Consider the following 18,342-nt stretch of genomic DNA (forward strand, 5'->3'; position numbering starts at 1 on the left):
GAATCAGCGCACGCTTTGTAGCGCGGAGCTTGCTCCGCTGCTTTTCGCCCGCCCAGGCAAAGGGCAAAGGCAACAGCAGCGGAGCAAGCTCCGCTCTACAAGGCAGAGGTACTCCACGAACCCCGGGCAGATCGGAACATGACGAACCGACGTACTACACTGATGATTGCCGCGTTCCTGCTCGCTGCCTGTGCGCGCGAATCCGCAGCTCCCGTTCCGGCCGTGCGCGGTGCGCCGCCGACCGCTGCGGCGAGCAATGGCAGCTACGTGGGAACCAGCGAGCCCTTCGCCGCGAACGCGGTGTATTTCGTCCTGACCGACCGCTTCGTCAATGGCGATCCCGGCAACGACCAGCGGGACCAGGCGGCCGGACCGAACCACACCTTTGATCGCCCGGTCCCGGGCGCGCCGGCCGGGCGCAGCGACAACATCGGTTACCTCGGCGGTGACTTCAAAGGCCTGCTCAACAACGCCGACTACATCCGCGATCTCGGCTTCGGCGCGGTGTGGGTGACGCCGATCGTGGACAACCCCGACGAAGCCTTCACCGGCGGCGATCCGGTGAAGTGGGGCGGCCTGTTCACCGATCGCGGCAAGACCGGCTTCCACGGCTACTGGGGCGTCAACTTCTACAAGCTCGACGAGCATTTGCCGAGCAAGGATCTCGATTTCCGCGGGCTCACCAGCGGCCTGAAGCAGCACGGCCTGAAGACGGTGCTCGACATCGTCTGCAATCACGGCTCGCCGGCCTACACGATGGCAAAGCCGCAGCCGAAATTCGGCCAGCTGTTCGATGCCGTCGGCAAGCTGATCGCCGACCATCAGAACTTGCCGCCGGAAAAGCTCGACCCGCGGGGCAATCCGTTGCACGCGTTCTACAACACGCACGGCGGCTTGGCGCAGTTGTCCGACATCAATGAGAACAATCCGGCGGTTCTCGACTATTTCGTCGGCGCCTATTCGCAATGGATCGACCAGGGCGCGGACGCGTTCCGCATCGACACCATCCCGTGGATGCCGAACGAATACTGGCATGCGTTCACGACGCGGATTCGCACGAAGCACCCGGGCTTCTTCATGTTCGGAGAGGCGTTCAACTACGACGCCGCGACGATTGCCGCGCATACGCTGCCGCGCAACGCGAACGTGAGCGTGCTGGACTTCCCGCTGAAGGAGCGCGTCGCCGAGGTGTTCGGTCGCCAGGGTGCGGGGTTCGAGCGCATCGCCGAGCGCCTGTACCTGGAAGACGGTCCGTATCAGCGTCCGTACGAGCTGATGACCTTCTACGATAACCACGACATGGCGCGTCTGGACGCCAGCGATGAAGGCTTCATCGACGCGAACAATTTCCTGTTCACCGCGCGCGGCATTCCGGTGATCTATTACGGCTCGGAGACCGGCTTCGAACGCGGCACCGTCGAGCATGCCGGGAATCGCAACTATTTCGGTCAGGAACGTGTCGACGCCGCGCCGAAGAGCCCGATCTTCCAGTCGTTGAGGCGTATCGCCAATCTGCGGAGGAATACGCCGGCGCTGCAGCGCGGCCTGCAGGTCAATGCGTTGATGCAGGGCGAGCGCGCAGCGTTCTATCGCGTGCTGCAGCAAGACGCCGAGCACCAGATCGCGCTGGTGTTGCTCAACAAGGGTGCGTCACCGGCGGGTTTCGAAATCAAGGACATGCTGCAACGCGGGCATTGGCATGCCGCGATCGGTGGCGGCGACGTCGAGGTTGTGGAAGGTGGCGTGTTGAACGCGACCGTGCCCGCGCATGGCGTCGAGGTCTACCTGCTCGATGCGCCGGTCACGCAACTGCAATTGCGTTCTGCCTTGGACCGCGCGCAGATCGGCGCGCATCCGCGCGAGTAGCGTAGTGCTCCCTCCCTTTCGCGGAGCGAAGGGGAGGGTGGGGGAGGGGTTGAGCGCCGAAGGCGCGAATGCTTTTGCTCTTGGTCGCCTGCCAGAACAAAGCAACAACAAAGCAACAACAAAGGCACGCCACCCCAACCCTCCCCTTCGCTCCGCGAAAGGGAGGGGGAACAGCGTGCCCCCTGGTCTTACCCCACCGTGCTCGATCGCCGCACCACCAGCTCCGGCGGCAGCATCACGCTCTCGACCGGCTCCGCGCGCACGAGCTTGAGTAGTGTTTCCACCAGAAGCTCGCCCGCACGCGCTGTGTCCTGGATCACCGAGGTCAGTGGCGGGCTGGCGAAGCGTGCCATCGGGATGTCATCGAAACCGACCACTGCGACATCCCAAGGCACATGGCGCCCGTGTTCGCCCAGCGCCCGCATCGCGCCGATTGCGATCAGATCGCTGGCCGCGAACAGCGCATCGAATGGCCGCCCGCGCTCCATCAGTGTCACCGCGGCGGCGTAACCGGCCTCTTCCGAGCTTTCCGCATCGACCTGCAGATCCGCATGCATCGACGCGCCCGCCTTCTGCAGCGCCGCGTCGCAACCGCGATAGCGGTCGAAGAACTCGGGATAGTGGTTGGAGGCGTGACCAAGGAAGGCGACGCGCTTGCGGCCCAGACCGAGCAGGTGTTCGCCGACGAGTTGCCCGCCCTGGAAGTTTTCGCAGCCGATCGAAATACCAGGCTGGTCCGGCAACACCGGACCCCAGCGCACGAAGTGCGTGCCCTGTCCGACCAGCTGGTCGAGCTTGCTGCGATAGACCATGTAGTCGCCGTAGCCGAGCAGGATCAGGCCATCGGCCTTCATGCTGTCTTCGTAGTCGGCGTGCCAGTCATCGGAAAGCTGCTGGAACGACACCAGCAGGTCGTGGCGATTACGCGAGCACGCACGTGTGATCGAGCCGAGCATCGACAGGAAGAACGGATTGATGTGCGACTCGTCCGGTGTCGGATCTTCGAACAGCAGCAAGGCCAGCGTGCCCGAGCGCTGCGTGCGCAGGCTGGAGGCGCGATGGTCGACCTTGTAGTTGAGTTCGCGCACCGCATCCATTACGCGTTGGCGCGTTTCCGGATTCACCAGTGAACTGCCGCGTAGGACACGCGAAACGGTGGCCTGCGAGACGCCGGCGCGGTGGGCAATATCGACGGACGTGGCGCGGGATTTCTTGCTGCGCATGCGGGCGGGCACTGAAGGACCGCTGGAGTGTAGTCCGAATGGTGCGTGGGGCGGCAAGCACTCTTGTCCTTCTCCCCGCCTAGCGGGGAGAAGGTCGTAGCGGGCGATAGCCCGCGGAGGGAAGGGCGGATGAGGGGCGCTTTTACTTGACGCGTCACGTCCCCTCACTCTGCCCGCTTCGCGACCGCGCGAGGCTGTCCCTCGCTCTGCCCCCGGCCCTTACGCATAGCGCAAGGGCGTTCAGTCGGGCATGCGCCAGTGGCGCATAAACGCCCGCCTTCACCCCGCAAGCGGGGCGAGGGGTAAGCAAAAACAACGACGCCGGCAGAAGCCGGCGTCGTGGTGATGCGATCGTGATGAAGAGCTTTACCGCTTCATCGAACTGAAGAACTCGTCGTTCGACTTGGTGGTCTTCATCTTGTCGAGCAGGAATTCCATCGCGCCGATTTCGTCCATGCCGTGCAGCAGCTTGCGCAGGATCCAGATCTTCTGCAGCAGCTCCGGCTCGATCAGCAGGTCTTCGCGGCGGGTGCCCGAGCGGTTGATGTCGATCGCCGGGTAGACGCGCTTCTCGGCGATGCGGCGGTTCAAGTGGACTTCCGAGTTGCCGGTGCCCTTGAACTCTTCGTAGATCACCTCGTCCATCTTCGAGCCGGTGTCGATCAGCGCGGTGGCGATGATGGTCAGCGAGCCGCCTTCCTCGACGTTACGCGCGGCGCCGAAGAAACGCTTCGGACGGTGCAGGGCGTTGGCGTCGACGCCGCCGGACAGCACCTTGCCCGAGGAGGGCACGACGTTGTTGTAGGCGCGGGCGAGACGGGTGATCGAGTCGAGCAGGATCACCACGTCCTTCTTGTGCTCCACCAGGCGCTTGGCGCGCTCGATCACCATTTCGGCGACCTGCACGTGGCGCGCGGCGGGCTCGTCGAAGGTCGAGGAGACCACTTCGCCGCGCACGGTGCGCTGCATTTCGGTCACTTCTTCCGGACGCTCGTCCACCAGCAGCACGATCAGGTGCACGTCCGGGTGGTTGTGCGTAATGGCCGTGGCGACCTGCTGCATCATCATCGTCTTACCGGCCTTGGGCGGCGAGACGATCAGTGCGCGCTGGCCCTTACCCTGCGGCGCCATCAGGTCGAGGATGCGGCCGGTGATGTCTTCGGTCGAACCGTCGGCGCGCTCGAGCTTGAACTTGCGGCGCGGGAACAGCGGGGTCAGGTTTTCGAACAGGACCTTGTTCTTGGACGCTTCCAGCGGCTCGCCGTTGATCGTGTCGACCACGGCCAGGGCGAAGTAGCGTTCGCCGTCCTTGGGCCAGCGGATGCGGCCGGACAGGTGGTCGCCGGTGCGCAGGTTGAAGCGGCGGATCTGGCTGGGCGAGATATAGGTGTCGTCCGGACCGGCCAGGTAGCTGGCCTCGTGCGAGCGCAGGAAGCCGAAGCCATCGGGCAGGATTTCCAGCACGCCGTCGGCTGCGACGCCTTCGCCGTGGCGAGTCAGGACCTTAAGGACGGCAAAGATGACGTCTTGCTTGCGGGCGCGGGCGACACCTTCCTGGATCTGCAGCTGCTCGGCGATGTCGAGCAGGCGGTTCGCGGGCATGCGCTTGAGGTCGCCCAGCGAATAGACCGGGAAGCCCTCCGGCACCTGCGGGTGCGGGCGCGGGACGAACTGCTCGGTGTTGCCGCCGTCGTCCTGCATGCCGCCGTCGCGATAACGGTCGCGCTGGCGATCACGACGGTTGCGGAAGCGGTCGCGGCGGTTGCCGCGGCCTTCGCCGCTGCCGTCGCGCTGCTGGCCGTGGCCGCCGTCGCTGCCGTTCTGGGACGGGGCGTTGTCGGCTGAGGCGTGGGCCGGCGCGGCCACTTCGGCGGCCGGCGGCGGAGTCGGAGGCGGAGGCGGAGGCGGAGCAGCTTCGCGCGGTGGGGCGGGCGCGGCGGCCGGGGAGCTTTCGGCGGCGGCCGCCGGAGCGTCGGCCTTCACGACGCGTGCCTTGCGCACGCGCTTCTCGGCGGTTTCGCCGGAATCGGGGGTGTTATCGGACAAGCAGGGAATCCTCGCTAAGCGGCGAGCGCTCGCGTCAGGCGAGCGGGACGTCAGGGACGTGGGTATCGGGAAAGAGGGGCGCGGCGCCGGGAATTCACGATCCGGAATCGCCGGAACGCCTGCAAGGGCGAAACTAGCACCGCGGCTGCGCGGCGGCAAGCGCGCCGCGAAAGAGGTTCAGTCCCAAGAATGATGAACGAGCCGCGGCGAGCGGGAAAAAGCAGGCCAAGAGCTGTTTGGCGGGCTCGCCTGGGCGGAGCCTCCGGCATGAGGCAGCGCCCCGTCCTCCCGGGAGGGGGCGCTTCCAGCGCTTACAGCGCCTTGTCGATCATCTGGCTGAGCTGGGCCTTGCCCACGGCACCGATCTGCTGGGAGTGGATCTGGCCGTTCTTGAACAGCAGCAGCATCGGGATCGAGCGCACGTGGTACTTCATGGCGCTGGCGCGGTTGTGGTCGACGTTGATCTTCACGATCTTGGCCTTGCCGTCGTAGGTCTGGGCCAATTCGTCCAGGGCCGGGGCGATCATCTTGCAGGGGCCGCACCATTCGGCCCAGAAGTCGACCAGGACCGGCTCGGACGAGCCCAGCACGACGGCATCGAAATCGGCATCGCCGACATGCATCACTTTGTCGCTCACGCAAATCTCCTGGAAAGCCCCCTCTGAAGGGGGTGGCGCCCCGGCAGCATGGGCGGGGCAAGGAATATGGAAGGGAACCGTGGGTTAAACTGGGGCGTTACGCGCCGGCTTCAAGTCCTGGCGCGACGCCCGACCGGGCCGGCAAGAGCACCATCCGATGCCGCCGCGACCGGCCCCGGCAGTCTGCGACGGCAGGCCGCCACCCTGCAAGCGCGCACCGCGCGCACCGATGAAACACTGATGAGCGATAAGCCCCTAACCGACATTACGTTCGACTCGTTCGAGCTCCACCCGAGCCTGCTGGCCGGGCTCGAAGCCGCCGGCTTCACCCGCTGCACGCCGATCCAGGCGCTGACCCTGCCGCTGGCATTGGCCGGCCGCGACGTCGCCGGCCAGGCGCAGACCGGCACCGGCAAGACCCTGGCGTTCCTGGTCGCGGTGATGAACCGCCTGCTCACTCGTCCCGCGCTGGCCGAACGCAAGCCGGAAGACCCGCGCGCGCTGATCCTGGCGCCGACGCGCGAGCTGGCGATCCAGATCCACAAGGACGCGGTGAAGTTCGGCAGCGAGCTGGGCCTCAAGTTCGCCCTGGTCTATGGCGGCGTCGACTACGACAAGCAGCGCGAGATCCTGCAGAAGGGCGCGGACGTCATCATCGCCACGCCCGGCCGCCTGATCGATTACGTCAAGCAGCACAAGGTCGTATCGCTGCACGCCTGCGAGATGTGCGTGCTCGACGAAGCCGACCGTATGTTCGATCTCGGCTTCATCAAGGACATCCGCTTCCTGCTGCGGCGCATGCCCGAGCGCACCACGCGCCAGACCCTGCTGTTCTCGGCGACGCTGAGCCACCGCGTGCTCGAGCTCGCCTACGAGCACATGAACGAGCCGGAGAAGCTCGTCGTCGAGACCGAGTTCGTCACCGCGGCCAAGGTGCGCCAGAAGATCTACTTCCCCGCTGACGAGGAAAAGCTGCCGCTGCTGATCGGCCTGCTCTCGCGCTCGGAAGGCGCGCGCACGATGGTGTTCGTCAACACCAAGGCGTTTGTCGAACGCGTGGCGCGTTCGCTGGAGAAGGCCGGCTACCGCGTCGGCGTGCTCTCCGGCGACGTCCCGCAGAAGAAGCGCGAATCGCTGCTCAACCGCTTCCAGAAGGGCCAACTCGAGATTCTGGTCGCCACCGACGTGGCCGCGCGCGGCCTGCATATCGATGGCGTCTCTCACGTCTACAACTACGACCTGCCGTTCGACGCGGAAGACTATGTGCACCGCATCGGCCGCACCGCGCGCCTGGGTGCGGAAGGCGACGCGATCAGCTTCGCCTGCGAGCGTTATGCGATGTCGCTGCCGGACATCGAGGCCTACATCGAGCAGAAGCTGCCGGTCGCGGCGGTCGAAGCCGAGCTGTTGGTCGCGCTGCCGCGCGCGCCGCGCGAAGTGCCGGCCGGTGCCGAAGCAGAAGCCGAGGAAGAAACCATCGGCGCGATCTTCAAGGAAGCCCGCGAGCAGCGTGCCGCCGACGAGGAGCGTCGTGGCGGTGGTCGCAGCCGCGGCGGCAAGGCTAGTAGCGCTGGTGGTCGTCGCGAGGGTTCGCGCGACGGTGCCAAGCGCGAAGGCGGTCCGCGTCGCGAACGCACTCCGGGCGAGGCCCGTCCGCCGCGCACCGAACGTCCGGCCCAGCCGCCGGTGGCCGCCAACGCGGCGGTTCCGGCCGTGGAAGGCGACCGCGCACCGCGCAAGCGCCGCCGCCGTCGTGGTGGTCGCCGCCTCGAGAACGGCGAGGCCGTACAGACGGGCAATGCACCGATGAACGTGCCGGCCAAGCCCGTCGCTGCAGCGGCACCGGCCAAGCCCGGCCTGCTCGCACGCATCGGTCACGGCCTGAAGAAGCTGATCACCCGCGCGCCCAGCTCGCAGCACTGAGCGACGCGGGCCCGCGAGGCACTTTGCAGAGCGGAGCTTGCTCCGCTGACTTTGCCGTAGCGCCGAGCCTGCTCGGCGCCAGACGCACAAGAGCGATCCGGGCAGGCCCGGATCTACGAAGGCCAGGCTAGCCTCGCGCTACAAAACCGGGGCAAAGCCGTCGATACTTGCCACTGCACTGGCAGACCATCCGACTGAATGAGCGTCCTGCGCTTCGACAACGTCAGCAAACGCTACGACAGCGGTCATCACGCCCTGACCGATGTCAGCTTCGAAGTGGCTCCGGGCGAGATGCTCTTCGTCACCGGCCACTCCGGCGCCGGCAAGAGCACGCTGCTAAAGCTCATCCATCTCAGTGAGCGCGCTTCGCGCGGCGCGGTGCTGTTCGGCGAGAAGAATCTCGCCAAGGTGCGTGGCGGCCGCATCGCCCTGCATCGCCGCGACGTCGGCGTCGTCTACCAGGATCACCGTCTGCTCACCGACCGCAGCGTCGCCGACAACGTCGGTCTGCCGTTGGTGCTGCGCGGGATGCGCCGCGGCGACATCGCCAAGCGCGTTCGCAGCGTGCTGGACAAGGTCGGCCTCGGCGCGCGCGCCCAGGCACTGCCGGGACAGCTGTCCGCCGGCGAGCAGCAGCGTGTCGGCATCGCGCGCGCCATCGTCGGCGAACCCAGACTGCTGGTCGCCGACGAACCCACCGGCAACCTCGATCCCACGTTATCGGCGGAAATCCTCGCGCTATTCGCCTCGTTGCCCGAGCGCGGCACCAGCGTGCTCGTGGCCAGTCACGACCTCAACCTGCTCAAGCGCATGAAGAAGCGCGTGCTGGTGCTCAACCAGGGCCGTCTGGTCGACGACATCTCGCCGCAGGAACTGGCCGAATGAATACCGAAGTCGACGCGATCAAGTCGCAATCTCGGATCGGCATGTGGTTCGATCATCACGTCTACAGCCTGGTCGCCAGCTTCGGACGCATGTTGCGCAAGCCTTGGTCGACCGCGCTCACCGTCGGCGTGATGGCGATGGCGCTCGCGCTGCCGCTCGGCCTGTGGGCCACCTTGCAGAACATCGAGCGATTTGCCGGCAACGTGCAGCAGTCGCGGCAGATCAGCGTATTCCTTAAGACCGAAGTGGCATCCGCACGAGCCGATGCATTGGCGGCCGAGTTGCGGGCGCGTCCTGAAGTTGCCCGCGTCGAAATGCGCACACCTGCGCAGGGCCTCGAGGAGCTGCGTGAGCGTGGACTCGGTGACTCGTTGTCGGCGCTCGACGACAATCCGCTGCCGAGCCTGCTGATCGTCACGCCACGCGGCGATGAAGCCACGCTGGCGGATTCGCTACAGGCGCTGCCTGAGGTGGACGTTGTCCAGCATGACGCTGGTTGGCGCGATCGACTCGATCAATGGCTGCGCTTCGGCACGCGGTTGGCATGGGTGCTGGCTGCACTGCTGGGTCTGGGTGCATTGCTGGTCGTCGGCAACACGGTCCGACTCGATATCCAGTCGCGTCGTGACGAAATCAGCGTGCTGCAGTTGCTCGGCGCGAGCGACGGCTTCATCCGCCGGCCGTTCCTTTATCTGGGCGCCTGCTATGGCGTATTAGCGGGCACATTTGCGATGGTGTTGCTCACCGCCACCGACAGTGCGCTAAGCGCGCCGTTGGCTGGACTCGCGCGCAGCTACGGCAGCAGTTTCGCACTGCACGGTTTCGACCCGCTGCAGGCCGCCGCGATCGTGCTCGGCGCGGGAGTGCTGGGTTGGCTCGGCGCCGGTTTCGTGACCGGTCATTACCTGCGCCAGACCCGTCCGACGGAAACCTAGGTAAAAAGCCGACGGGCGTCGCATCATCGCCACGTAAACGACCGGCGCAGCGCGTACACTCGCGACTCGCCCCGCTGCTTCGAAGTCCTCATGTCATCGCAGGATCTGCGCCACCTCGACAATGCTGCTCCGCGCGTGATGGTCGTGGACGGCAGCAAGCTGGTGCGCAAGATGATCGGCGACGTGCTGGTGCGTGAAGTCGCCAACGCCGAGCTGGTGGCCTGCGGCAGCATCGAAGAGGCGCGCAATGCGCTCGCACAGGGCGCGGTCAATCTCGTCACCACCTCGCTGGTGCTGCCCGATGGCGACGGCATCGCGCTTGCACGCACGGTGCGCGAGTCCTCGGGACAGGCCTACGTGCCGATCATCGTCGTCTCCGGCAACGCACAGGATGCGCTGGAAGCGCGCCGCTTCACCGAAGACGTCACCGATTACTTCGACAAGGGGCTGGGGTACAGCGCGCTGGCCGCCTTCATTCGCGGCTACGTGCAGCCCGAGCCGATTCCCGGCGCGCGCGTGCTGTACGTGGAAGACAGCAAGGTCGTCGCGATCGCGACCAAGCGCATGCTCGAGCGCAACGGACTCGTTGTCGTGCATTTCGTCGGCGTGGAAGAGGCGATCGAATACCTCGAGCAGCATCGCGGCGGTGACGATCCTGGTGCGGATCTCGTGCTCACCGACGTTTATCTCAAGGGCAAGCTGGAAGGTAGCGATCTGCTCAAGCACATCCGCAACGATTTCGGCTACGGCAAGCGCCGCATGCCGGTGCTGGTGATGACCGGCGATGCCAATCCCGACAACCAGAGCGAATTGCTGCGCATGGGCGCCAACGATCTGGTACTCAAGCCGATCGAAGAGCGCCTGCTGGTGACCAAGACCCTGTTCCAACTGCGCGTGGCGCGGATGCCGGAGCAGCGGGCGCTCGACGCCTGATAGTGAGTCTTGTAGAGCGGAGCTTGCTCCGCTGCCTTTGATTTTCGATCCCATGGCGAAGCAGCGGAGCAAGCTCCGCTCTACAAAGCGCGGGTTTTTCGCAATTGACCGCCTCGTAGCGCCGCGCCTGGCGGTGAGCAGCACCACCCGGTCGGACAAGGTTCGCGTTGGCACCCTCTAGAATGACGCCATGAACGAAGCCGCCGATCGCACCAAACTCGATCCGTCCTGGAAGTCGCGCATCGGCGACTACCTGCAGCGCGAGGACATGCAGTCGCTGTCCACGTTCCTGCGCGAACGCAAGGCCAATGGCGCGCGCATCTTCCCCCCGGGGCCGCAGATCTTCGCCGCACTCGATGCGACGTCCTTCGATGCGGTGAAGGTGGTGATCCTCGGACAGGATCCTTACCACGGCTTCGGCCAGGCGCATGGCCTGTGTTTTTCCGTGCAGCCGGGCGTCGCGGTGCCGCCGTCGTTGGACAATATCTACAAAGAGATCCAGCGTGACCTTGGCATTTCGCGTCCCGACCATGGCTGTCTCACGCATTGGGCCGAACAGGGCGTGCTGTTGCTCAACGCCGTGTTGACCGTCGAAGAAGGTCGCGCCGGTGCACACCAGGGCAAGGGTTGGGAGGGTTTCACGGACCGCATCGTCGAAGTGCTCAATCGCGAGCGCGAGCATCTGGTGTTCATGCTCTGGGGCAGCTACGCGCAGGCCAAGGGCAAGGTCATCGATCCGCGCCGGCATCTGGTGTTGAAGGCGCCGCATCCCTCGCCGTTGTCGGCGCATCGCGGTTTCATCGGCTGCGGGCATTTTTCTGCCGCCAATCGTTATCTGGCCCAGCACGGGCAAGCGCCGGTCGACTGGTCGTTGCCGCGGCGCGCGGAACTCGTCGCGTAAGTCGCGTCGAGTAACATCGCCGCCAATTCACACGACAAGGATTAGTTATGCGTCTGCTGCTGTTGGCGTTGGGGCTCCTCGGTTTCGCATCCGCGGCACAGGCCGCGATCTACGATCGGTTGTATGTCTTCGGCGACAGCTATTCCGACACCGGTGCGGGCTATTCCTGGGGCAATGGCCCGACCGCCGTTGCGCGTCTCGCCGAACGCATGCAGCTCTCCTTCACCCATGCGAAGGATCCGGACGCCAACGGCCAGAGCATCAATTTTTCCGTCGCCGGCGCCGGCACCGGCGAGAACGCGGGGCGCGAGCTCGGTGGCTTCCGGTTGGAGCTCGGCATGCAGAACCAGGTCGACGACTTCGTGGCCCGGGTGCAACGTGGCGAGATCCGGTTCGATCCGGATGCGACGCTGTTCTTCATCGAAGGCGGTCTCAATGACGTGGACATGCCGACGACGGCGACTCGCGACAATCTCACCCGTCAGATCGAATTGCTGAAGAGCGTGGGAGCGCGCCACGTATCGCTGGCGTTGCTGCCGACCAGGATCCCGGCTTTCAGCAGCGAAGGCGCGAGGCTCAATCCCGCCTATCGCGCACTTGTCCCCTCGTTGCGCAAGCGGTTGCACATCGACGTGCGGCTCAACCGGTTCGGCGAGTATCTCGACGAGATCCTTGTGCACCCGGCGCGCTATGGCATCACGGACACGCAGACCCGCTGTGCCGGCAATCCGCTATTGCACGAAGACGCCACGCCCTGCGCAGCACCGGATGCGTACTTCTACTACCTAGAGGACCATCCCTCCGCTGCCGTGCATCGCATCGTCGGCGACAAGCTGTACGCCGAAATCGTGGGTGGCGCGCGCTGAGCCGTAGCAGGTCGACCGAATCAAGTCGTCGATTCGGGAAATAAAAAGGCCGAGCCGTTCGTGGCTCGGCCTTTGCGATCGCGCGGAATCGCTCAGTCGAACTGCAGGCGCGTATCGCCCGAGAACGACTCCAGCTTGATCTCGCCGTCGCCATTGCCGTAGCGATGCTCGAAACTGGAGCCCGGACCGTGCTTGGGCCGGTTGACCTGCACATCCGGTGCGTCCAGATCTCCGCTGAAGCTCTCGCCATGCACCTGCGCGGACAGGTTCGCGGGCGTGCGCAGGGTGAGGTTGCCGCTCACGCTTTCCAGGCCGATGCGGCCGCCGGACGTCAGGCCCGTGCCGATGCTCATGTCGCCCGATACGGTGTTGCCACTGAGCTTGCGCACGCTGCTCTGGTGGCCGTTGACTTCGATGTCGCCAGACACGCTTTCCACGTGAACGTCGCCGTTGAGGCGGCCGCGCAGGTCGACGTCGCCACTGACACTGACGGTACTCACCTTGGGGCTATTGAGAATCAGCTTGAGGTCGCCGCTGACGGTATTGATCGTGGCCTCGCCCGGTGCACCGATGATGCTGACGTCGCCACTCACGCTGTCGACCGACAGTTCGGCAGGCGCGACACCGGCGACGTCGACATCGGCCGAGACTGCATCGATGCTCAGGTCCGCCCGCAGCGGCACCATCAGTCGCAGCTGCGAGGGTTCGCTCTTGTCGCTGCCGCCGGAGAAGAAGCCCAGGCCGCCGCTCTTCGGGTACTTCACCTTGACCGTCAGGTGGCCCTTGTCGCCGATGATCTCCAGCTTCTCCACGCCTTGGCCGAGGCTGCCTTCGATCCGCACTTCATTGCGGTCCCAGGCGCGCACTTCGATGCTGCCCTTGACGTTGTCGATGCTGAGATGGCCGCGCGCGTCGAGCGGGCGGGTTTCGTTGATCGGCGTCGCGGCCAGGGCGCTGTTGCACAGCAGAGGAGCGGCGAGCGCGCCGGCGATCATGAAGGCAGAGAGTCGGGACATGGTGGTTCTCCGGAACATAAATCGTGGAATCGGCAAATCGTGGAGTGGGTAATCGGGGGGGCGAATCAGGTGTAAGCCACGCGCTGGACCAGCGCGAGGCGATGGGCATAGGTGCGGCGCAGTTGCTCGAGCAGAAGCACGGAATCGGGATCGCGCTCGAGCGCGGCATGGATCAGGGCGACATCGCGATCCAGCGCATCAACTGTGGGCTGCAGGCTCGCCGGCATCGGGGCCTGCATTTCCTGCAACGCGGCCTGGTACTGGCGGGTCAGGCCGTCGGCTTCGCGCTGCACCAGCGTGGGCCCGGAGGCCGGAGCCTCCGAAGTGGCGGTCGGCATGGAGGTGCGGGCGAACCAGCCCACCGAGCCCACCACCAGCACCAGGCTGGCGGCCAGCGCGACCGATCGCAGCCACTGACGGGCGAACGGGCGAACGGGCACGGCCTGCGGCGTCAGGCGCGCGGCGATGCCGGGCCAGAGATCGTGCGCGGGCGCAGTGTCCTGGCGCAGGGCGCGCAGCTGCCAGCGTAGGGCGTCGGGGAAGTCGTGGTTGTCGTTGGTATTCATGCGTGTGCCTCCAACCGGGTCCGCAACAGATGGCGGGCGCGGTGCAATTGCGCTTTCGAGCTGCCGACGGCCATGCCGAGTTCGGCGGCGATTTCCTCGTGCTGCCAGCCTTCCACGTCGTACAGCACCAGCACGGCGCGGGCGCGCGGCGGCAGGCTGGCGACGGCGCGCTCCAGGTCCATGCTCAGAGCGGTGGAATGGCCGGCGGAATCCAGGACCCCCAGGCTGTCGAAGGCATCCTCGTCGCCTTCGTCCTGCGGCCGGCTCTTGCGGCTGCGCAGGTCCATCAGGGCGGTATTGACCGCCAGCCGGTGCAACCAGGTGGCGAAGGCGGATTCGAAGCGGAACGCCGGCAGGGCCTGCCAGGCGCGGACGAAGGCGTCCTGGGTCAGGTCCTCGGCCCGGGATCCCTGGCCGCCGACCAGCCGGCTGATCACCCCGTGGATCCGCCCGACATGGCGCCGGTACAGGGCTTCGAAGGCCGCCACCTCGCCGCGGGCGGCGGCGCCGACCAGGGCGCGTTCGTCCTCGGCCGCGGTGTCGGGGCTGCTGTCGGTGTGGAGGGGCATGACGGCGGTGAGCATAGCCATACAGATGCGGGGGCGGCGGGGGGCGTTTAAATGTGTCTTTGGGCCGGTGGGCAGTACTAATGGCAGGGCTTGGGTGGCGTCTGGGCGGCCCCATCACAGGGGTTCTGCCACGTTCCATAAATGCAACGCATCGGAACTCCCACCCCCTTTAGCAGTCCCATACCCCGACTGCTAAGATCCTGCCCATGACCCAGAACCCGTCTACCGCCCTCGTCGCCAACAACCTGCCGATTCCGAGCGCGCTCGGCTCGCTTGAGTCGTACATCGGCGCCGTGCACCAGATCCCGGTACTCACCGCCGAAGACGAACAGGCCCTGGCCCGCCGCTTCCGCGACAGCGAGGACCTGGATGCCGCCCGCGACCTGGTGCACTCGCACCTGCGCTTCGTCGTCCACGTCGCCCGTGGCTACAACGGCTACGGCCTGCAGATGGGCGACCTGATCCAGGAAGGCAACATCGGCCTGATGAAGGCGGTGAAGCGCTTCGACCCGGAACAGGGCGTGCGCCTGGTGTCCTTCGCGGTGCACTGGATCCGCGCCGAGATGCATGAGTTCATCCTCAAGAACTGGCGCATTGTGAAGGTCGCCACGACCAAGGCGCAGCGCAAGCTGTTCTTCAACCTGCGCAAGTCCAAGACCCGCCTGGGCTGGATGAACGCCGAGGAAGTGCGCGCCGTCGCCGCCGACCTCAACGTCTCCGAGCGCGAAGTGCTGGAGATGGAATCGCGCCTGTCCGGTCGCGATATCGGCTTCGATGCGCCCGCCGACGAGGACGACGAACACGCGCCGCCGTCGCCGGCCGCCTACCTGCGCGCCGACGCCGAAGATCCGGCCCAGGCCTACGAACGCGCCGATGGCGAGGACAACCAGCTCGAGCTGCTGCGCGAAGGCATGGCCAACCTCGACGCCCGTTCGCGCGACATCATCAAGCGTCGCTGGCTGGATGCAGACAGCAAGATCACGCTGCAGGAACTGGCCGACGAATACGGCGTCAGCGCCGAGCGCATCCGGCAGATCGAGGCGAACGCGCTGAAGAAGATGAAGGCCTTGTTCGTTGCCTGATCGGCTCAGCTAACAAGATCAAACAAACGGCCCGGGAAACCGGGCCGTTTGCGTTTGCGCGCACTACTGCCGCTACGGTTTGGCGGCTTCAGGATGCCCGCCAGCCACGCTCAGTCGTCCTTGCCGACGTTGAAGATGATCCGCGCATGGCGCTGATAGCTCCAGTACGCCCATGCCCAGTTGATCAACACGATCAGGCGATTGCGGAAGCCGATCAGGAAGAAGATGTGGATGAACAACCAGAACCACCACGCCAGCAGGCCCGACAACTTCAACCGGCCCAGGTGCATGACCGCGGCCATGCGGCCGATGGTGGCGAGGTTGCCGAAGTCGCGATAGCGGAACGGCAGCGACGCGGCGGTGGTCGGCGTGGCGTGTGCCTGGGCGCTGTCGCGCTCGCGCAGGCGCGCACGAATCACTCGCGCGACGTGCGCGCCCATCTGCTTGGCCGCGGGCGCAACGCCGGGAATGGGCTTGCCGTCCTGCTGCAAGCTGGCGAGGTCGCCCGCGACGAAGATCTCCGGATGGCCTGGAACACTCAAATCGGAGAGCACCTGCACCCGACCGGCGCGATCGCGCGGCGCATCGAGCAGCGCGCCTAGCGGTGATGCGGCGACGCCCGCGGCCCAGATCACGGTGCGCGCGGCCACGAACTCATTGCCCAGCGTGTAGCCCGTGTCGCCGATGTCCTGCACCGGGGCACCGGTGACGACTTCGACGCCGAGATGCTCCAGCTGAGCACGTGCCCTGGCCGACAGCGACTCGGGAAAGCTCGCCAGCACTCGCGGCCCGGCTTCGATCAGCCGCACTTTTGCCGCGGATGGGTCGATGTGGCGGAACTCGTTCTTCAACGTATGCCGCGCGATCTCGGCCAGCGTCCCGGCGAGTTCGACCCCGGTGGGTCCGCCGCCGACCACGGCGAAGTTCAACCAGGCTGCGCGCTCATCAGGATCGTCCGTAGCCTCGGCGCGTTCGAACGCGAGCAGCAGGCGCCGGCGGATGGCGAGCGCATCGTCGAGCGTCTTCAGTCCCGGCGCATGCGGCGCCCACGCATCGTTGCCGAAGTAGGCGTGCGTCGCGCCGCTGGCGAGCAGCAGGAAGTCGTAATCGAGTGCGTCGGTTTCGTCGGCGAGCGCAACGCGCCGGGCTTGCGCATCGATACCGATGACCTCGCCCATCCGCACGTCGACATTGCGTTGTCCGCGTAGGATGTGGCGCAGCGGCGCGGCGATGTCCGGCGCCGATAGTCCCGCCGTTGCGACCTGATAGAGCAGCGGCTGGAACAGATGGTGGTTGCGGCGATCGATCAGGGTGATGCGCACATCGTCGCGCGCCAGCGTCCGCGTTGCCCACAGACCGGCGAAACCACCACCGACGATCACCACATGCAGAACCGGCTTGGTTGTAGCGTCCATGCCGATATTGTTTCAAAACCGGTGGCGCAATGCGCGTGTCTGTTGCGCTCGGCAAGGTAATCAGGCGGGGTCGCGATCGATCCGCGAGGTCCGGCGGGTGTCGGGCATCCACAGATACACCAGCAGCGAGCAGGCAATGCACGCGGTGACGTACCAGTAGAAGCCGTGTTCGAAGCCACGCTGTTTGCACCACAGCGCAACCAGGTCGGTCGTGCCGCCGAATACCGCAACGGTGAGCGCGTAGGGCAGTCCCACGCCGAGCGCGCGGACTTCGACCGGGAACAGCTCCGCCTTCACCACGGCGTTGATCGCGGTGTAGCAGCTGACAATGGTCAGGGCGGCCAGGATCAGCCAGAACGCCTGCGCGGCAGTCTCCACTTGCTGCAACGTGCTCAGGATAGGCACGGTCAGCAATACGCCGAGCACCCCGAAAGTGATCAAAAGGGGGCGACGGCCGACCCGGTCGGACAATGCGCCGACCACAGGTTGCATCAGCATGAAGACGAACAAGGTGCTCGCGTTCAACACCGAGGCGACGCGCGCATCAAACCCGGCAGTGTTGACCAGGAATTTCTGCATGTAAGTCGTGTAGGTGTAGAACGCCAGCGTGCCGCCCATGGTCAGGCCGATCACGGTGAGTACCGCGCGCGGGTGCTGCATCAATGTACGCAGGCTGCCCTGCCGCCGTTGTCGTGCAGCATCGCCCAGCTCGCTGCGGACGAACGCCGTGGTTTCCTGCATGTTACGACGAAGCCACAAGGCGGTAATCGCGGTCAGCGCGCCGATGGCGAACGGAATGCGCCACCCCCAGGCCCGCAACTGTTCCTCGCTCAGGAACACCTGCTGCAGCACGATCAGTACGGCCAGCGCCAATAGCTGGCCCATCACCAGGGTCACGTATTGGAAGCTGGACCAGAAACCGCGGTTCTCGCGGGTTGCCATCTCGCTCAGGTACGTCGCGGAGGTGCCGTACTCACCACCGACACTTAAACCCTGGAGCAAGCGTGCGATTACCAGCAGCACGGGCGCCGCGATGCCGATTGTGTCGTAGCCGGGAGTAAAGGCGATGATCAGCGAGCCGGAGCACATCAGCAGCACCGACAACATCAAGGCCGGTCGACGGCCATGGCGATCGGCGAAGCGTCCGAACAGCCAGCTGCCCAGCGGCCGCATCAGAAAGCCAACAGCGAACACCGCCGCGGTATTGAGCAGCTGCGAGGTCTGATCGCCCTTGGGAAAGAACGCCTGCGCGAAGTACAACGAGAACGCGGCGTAGACGTACCAGTCGTACCACTCGACCAGATTGCCGACCGAGCCGGAGAAGATGCTGCGCAGGCGGCGTGCGGGCGATAGGGGCGACGGTGAGTTCATGCGGAATCCTTTGTGGTCTCGTCATCCCGGCGAACGCCGGGATCCAGCCTTGCCGCGCAAATGCGTGACCGCGCGAAAGAACAAGACGAAAAGCTGGATCCCGGCCT

16 protein-coding genes are annotated in these 18,342 nt (G+C 65.7%); 8 read left to right on the forward strand and 8 right to left on the reverse strand.

Annotated features, from left to right (window positions below; all coding sequences use genetic code 11):
* The first annotated feature begins 138 nt into the window (after positions 1–138).
* The gene (locus ACYVGK_RS02300) at positions 139–1,866 is read left to right on the forward strand and encodes an alpha-amylase family glycosyl hydrolase (protein ID WP_460731606.1); all 1,728 of its coding nucleotides are present in this window, start codon (positions 139–141) and stop codon (positions 1,864–1,866) included.
* A 188-nt stretch (positions 1,867–2,054) separates the two neighbouring features.
* Here the strand turns inward: ACYVGK_RS02300 and ACYVGK_RS02305 are convergent, their stop codons facing one another.
* From ACYVGK_RS02305 to trxA, 3 genes are all read right to left on the reverse strand, one after another.
* Positions 2,055–3,089: a LacI family DNA-binding transcriptional regulator gene (locus ACYVGK_RS02305; RefSeq protein WP_460731607.1), complete on the reverse strand. Its 1,035-nt coding sequence runs from the start codon at positions 3,087–3,089 to the stop codon at positions 2,055–2,057.
* A gap of 366 nt (positions 3,090–3,455) precedes the next feature.
* Positions 3,456–5,135 (reverse strand): transcription termination factor Rho, encoded by a 1,680-nt coding sequence (gene rho, locus ACYVGK_RS02310; protein ID WP_460731608.1) that lies wholly within the window; start codon positions 5,133–5,135, stop codon positions 3,456–3,458.
* A gap of 311 nt (positions 5,136–5,446) precedes the next feature.
* Positions 5,447–5,773: a thioredoxin gene (gene trxA, locus ACYVGK_RS02315; RefSeq protein WP_460731609.1), complete on the reverse strand. Its 327-nt coding sequence runs from the start codon at positions 5,771–5,773 to the stop codon at positions 5,447–5,449.
* Positions 5,774–6,013: 240 nt separating this feature from the next.
* On the opposite strand from trxA, the gene rhlB reads away from it, so the two are divergent.
* The 6 genes from rhlB to ACYVGK_RS02345 all read left to right on the forward strand — a co-directional run bounded on the left by rhlB (position 6,014) and on the right by ACYVGK_RS02345 (position 12,216).
* The gene (rhlB, locus tag ACYVGK_RS02320) at positions 6,014–7,696 is read left to right on the forward strand and encodes an ATP-dependent RNA helicase RhlB (protein WP_460731610.1); all 1,683 of its coding nucleotides are present in this window, start codon (positions 6,014–6,016) and stop codon (positions 7,694–7,696) included.
* 198 nt (positions 7,697–7,894) lie between these two features.
* The gene (gene ftsE / locus ACYVGK_RS02325; protein WP_460731611.1) at positions 7,895–8,581 is read left to right on the forward strand and encodes a cell division ATP-binding protein FtsE; all 687 of its coding nucleotides are present in this window, start codon (positions 7,895–7,897) and stop codon (positions 8,579–8,581) included.
* Positions 8,578–9,516, forward strand: a complete 939-nt coding sequence (gene ftsX, locus ACYVGK_RS02330; protein WP_460731612.1) for a permease-like cell division protein FtsX — start codon at positions 8,578–8,580, stop codon at positions 9,514–9,516. Before ftsE ends, ftsX begins: the two co-directional genes overlap by 4 nt.
* Before the next feature lie 90 nt (positions 9,517–9,606).
* Complete coding sequence (locus ACYVGK_RS02335; protein WP_460731613.1) at positions 9,607–10,449, forward strand: response regulator; 843 nt, start codon at positions 9,607–9,609, stop codon at positions 10,447–10,449.
* A 190-nt stretch (positions 10,450–10,639) separates the two neighbouring features.
* Positions 10,640–11,350 (forward strand): uracil-DNA glycosylase, encoded by a 711-nt coding sequence (gene ung, locus ACYVGK_RS02340; protein ID WP_460731614.1) that lies wholly within the window; start codon positions 10,640–10,642, stop codon positions 11,348–11,350.
* 47 nt (positions 11,351–11,397) lie between these two features.
* The gene (locus ACYVGK_RS02345) at positions 11,398–12,216 is read left to right on the forward strand and encodes an SGNH/GDSL hydrolase family protein (RefSeq protein ID WP_460731615.1); all 819 of its coding nucleotides are present in this window, start codon (positions 11,398–11,400) and stop codon (positions 12,214–12,216) included.
* Between the two features lie 92 nt (positions 12,217–12,308).
* Here the strand turns inward: ACYVGK_RS02345 and ACYVGK_RS02350 are convergent, their stop codons facing one another.
* From ACYVGK_RS02350 to ACYVGK_RS02360, 3 genes are all read right to left on the reverse strand, one after another.
* Positions 12,309–13,232 (reverse strand): DUF4097 family beta strand repeat-containing protein, encoded by a 924-nt coding sequence (locus tag ACYVGK_RS02350; RefSeq protein ID WP_460731616.1) that lies wholly within the window; start codon positions 13,230–13,232, stop codon positions 12,309–12,311.
* Between the two features lie 65 nt (positions 13,233–13,297).
* Positions 13,298–13,798, reverse strand: coding sequence for a hypothetical protein (locus ACYVGK_RS02355; protein ID WP_460731617.1), 501 nt, complete (start codon positions 13,796–13,798; stop codon positions 13,298–13,300).
* Positions 13,795–14,382 carry an RNA polymerase sigma factor gene (locus tag ACYVGK_RS02360; protein ID WP_460732427.1) on the reverse strand — a complete coding sequence of 196 codons (588 nt, stop codon included), beginning with the start codon at positions 14,380–14,382 and terminating at the stop codon, positions 13,795–13,797. Before ACYVGK_RS02360 ends, ACYVGK_RS02355 begins: the two co-directional genes overlap by 4 nt.
* Before the next feature lie 191 nt (positions 14,383–14,573).
* Here ACYVGK_RS02360 and rpoH point away from each other — a divergent pair, with 191 nt between their 5' ends.
* Entirely contained in the window at positions 14,574–15,449 is an 876-nt protein-coding gene (gene rpoH, locus ACYVGK_RS02365; RefSeq protein ID WP_460731618.1) for an RNA polymerase sigma factor RpoH, read from the forward strand.
* A 110-nt stretch (positions 15,450–15,559) separates the two neighbouring features.
* On the opposite strand, the gene ACYVGK_RS02370 is transcribed toward rpoH, so the two are convergent.
* Complete coding sequence (locus ACYVGK_RS02370; protein ID WP_460731619.1) at positions 15,560–16,864, reverse strand: NAD(P)/FAD-dependent oxidoreductase; 1,305 nt, start codon at positions 16,862–16,864, stop codon at positions 15,560–15,562.
* A gap of 60 nt (positions 16,865–16,924) precedes the next feature.
* Positions 16,925–18,235, reverse strand: coding sequence for an MFS transporter (locus ACYVGK_RS02375; protein ID WP_460731620.1), 1,311 nt, complete (start codon positions 18,233–18,235; stop codon positions 16,925–16,927).
* Between the last annotated feature and the right edge of the window lie 107 nt (positions 18,236–18,342).

Source organism: Lysobacter tyrosinilyticus, assembly GCF_054779815.1.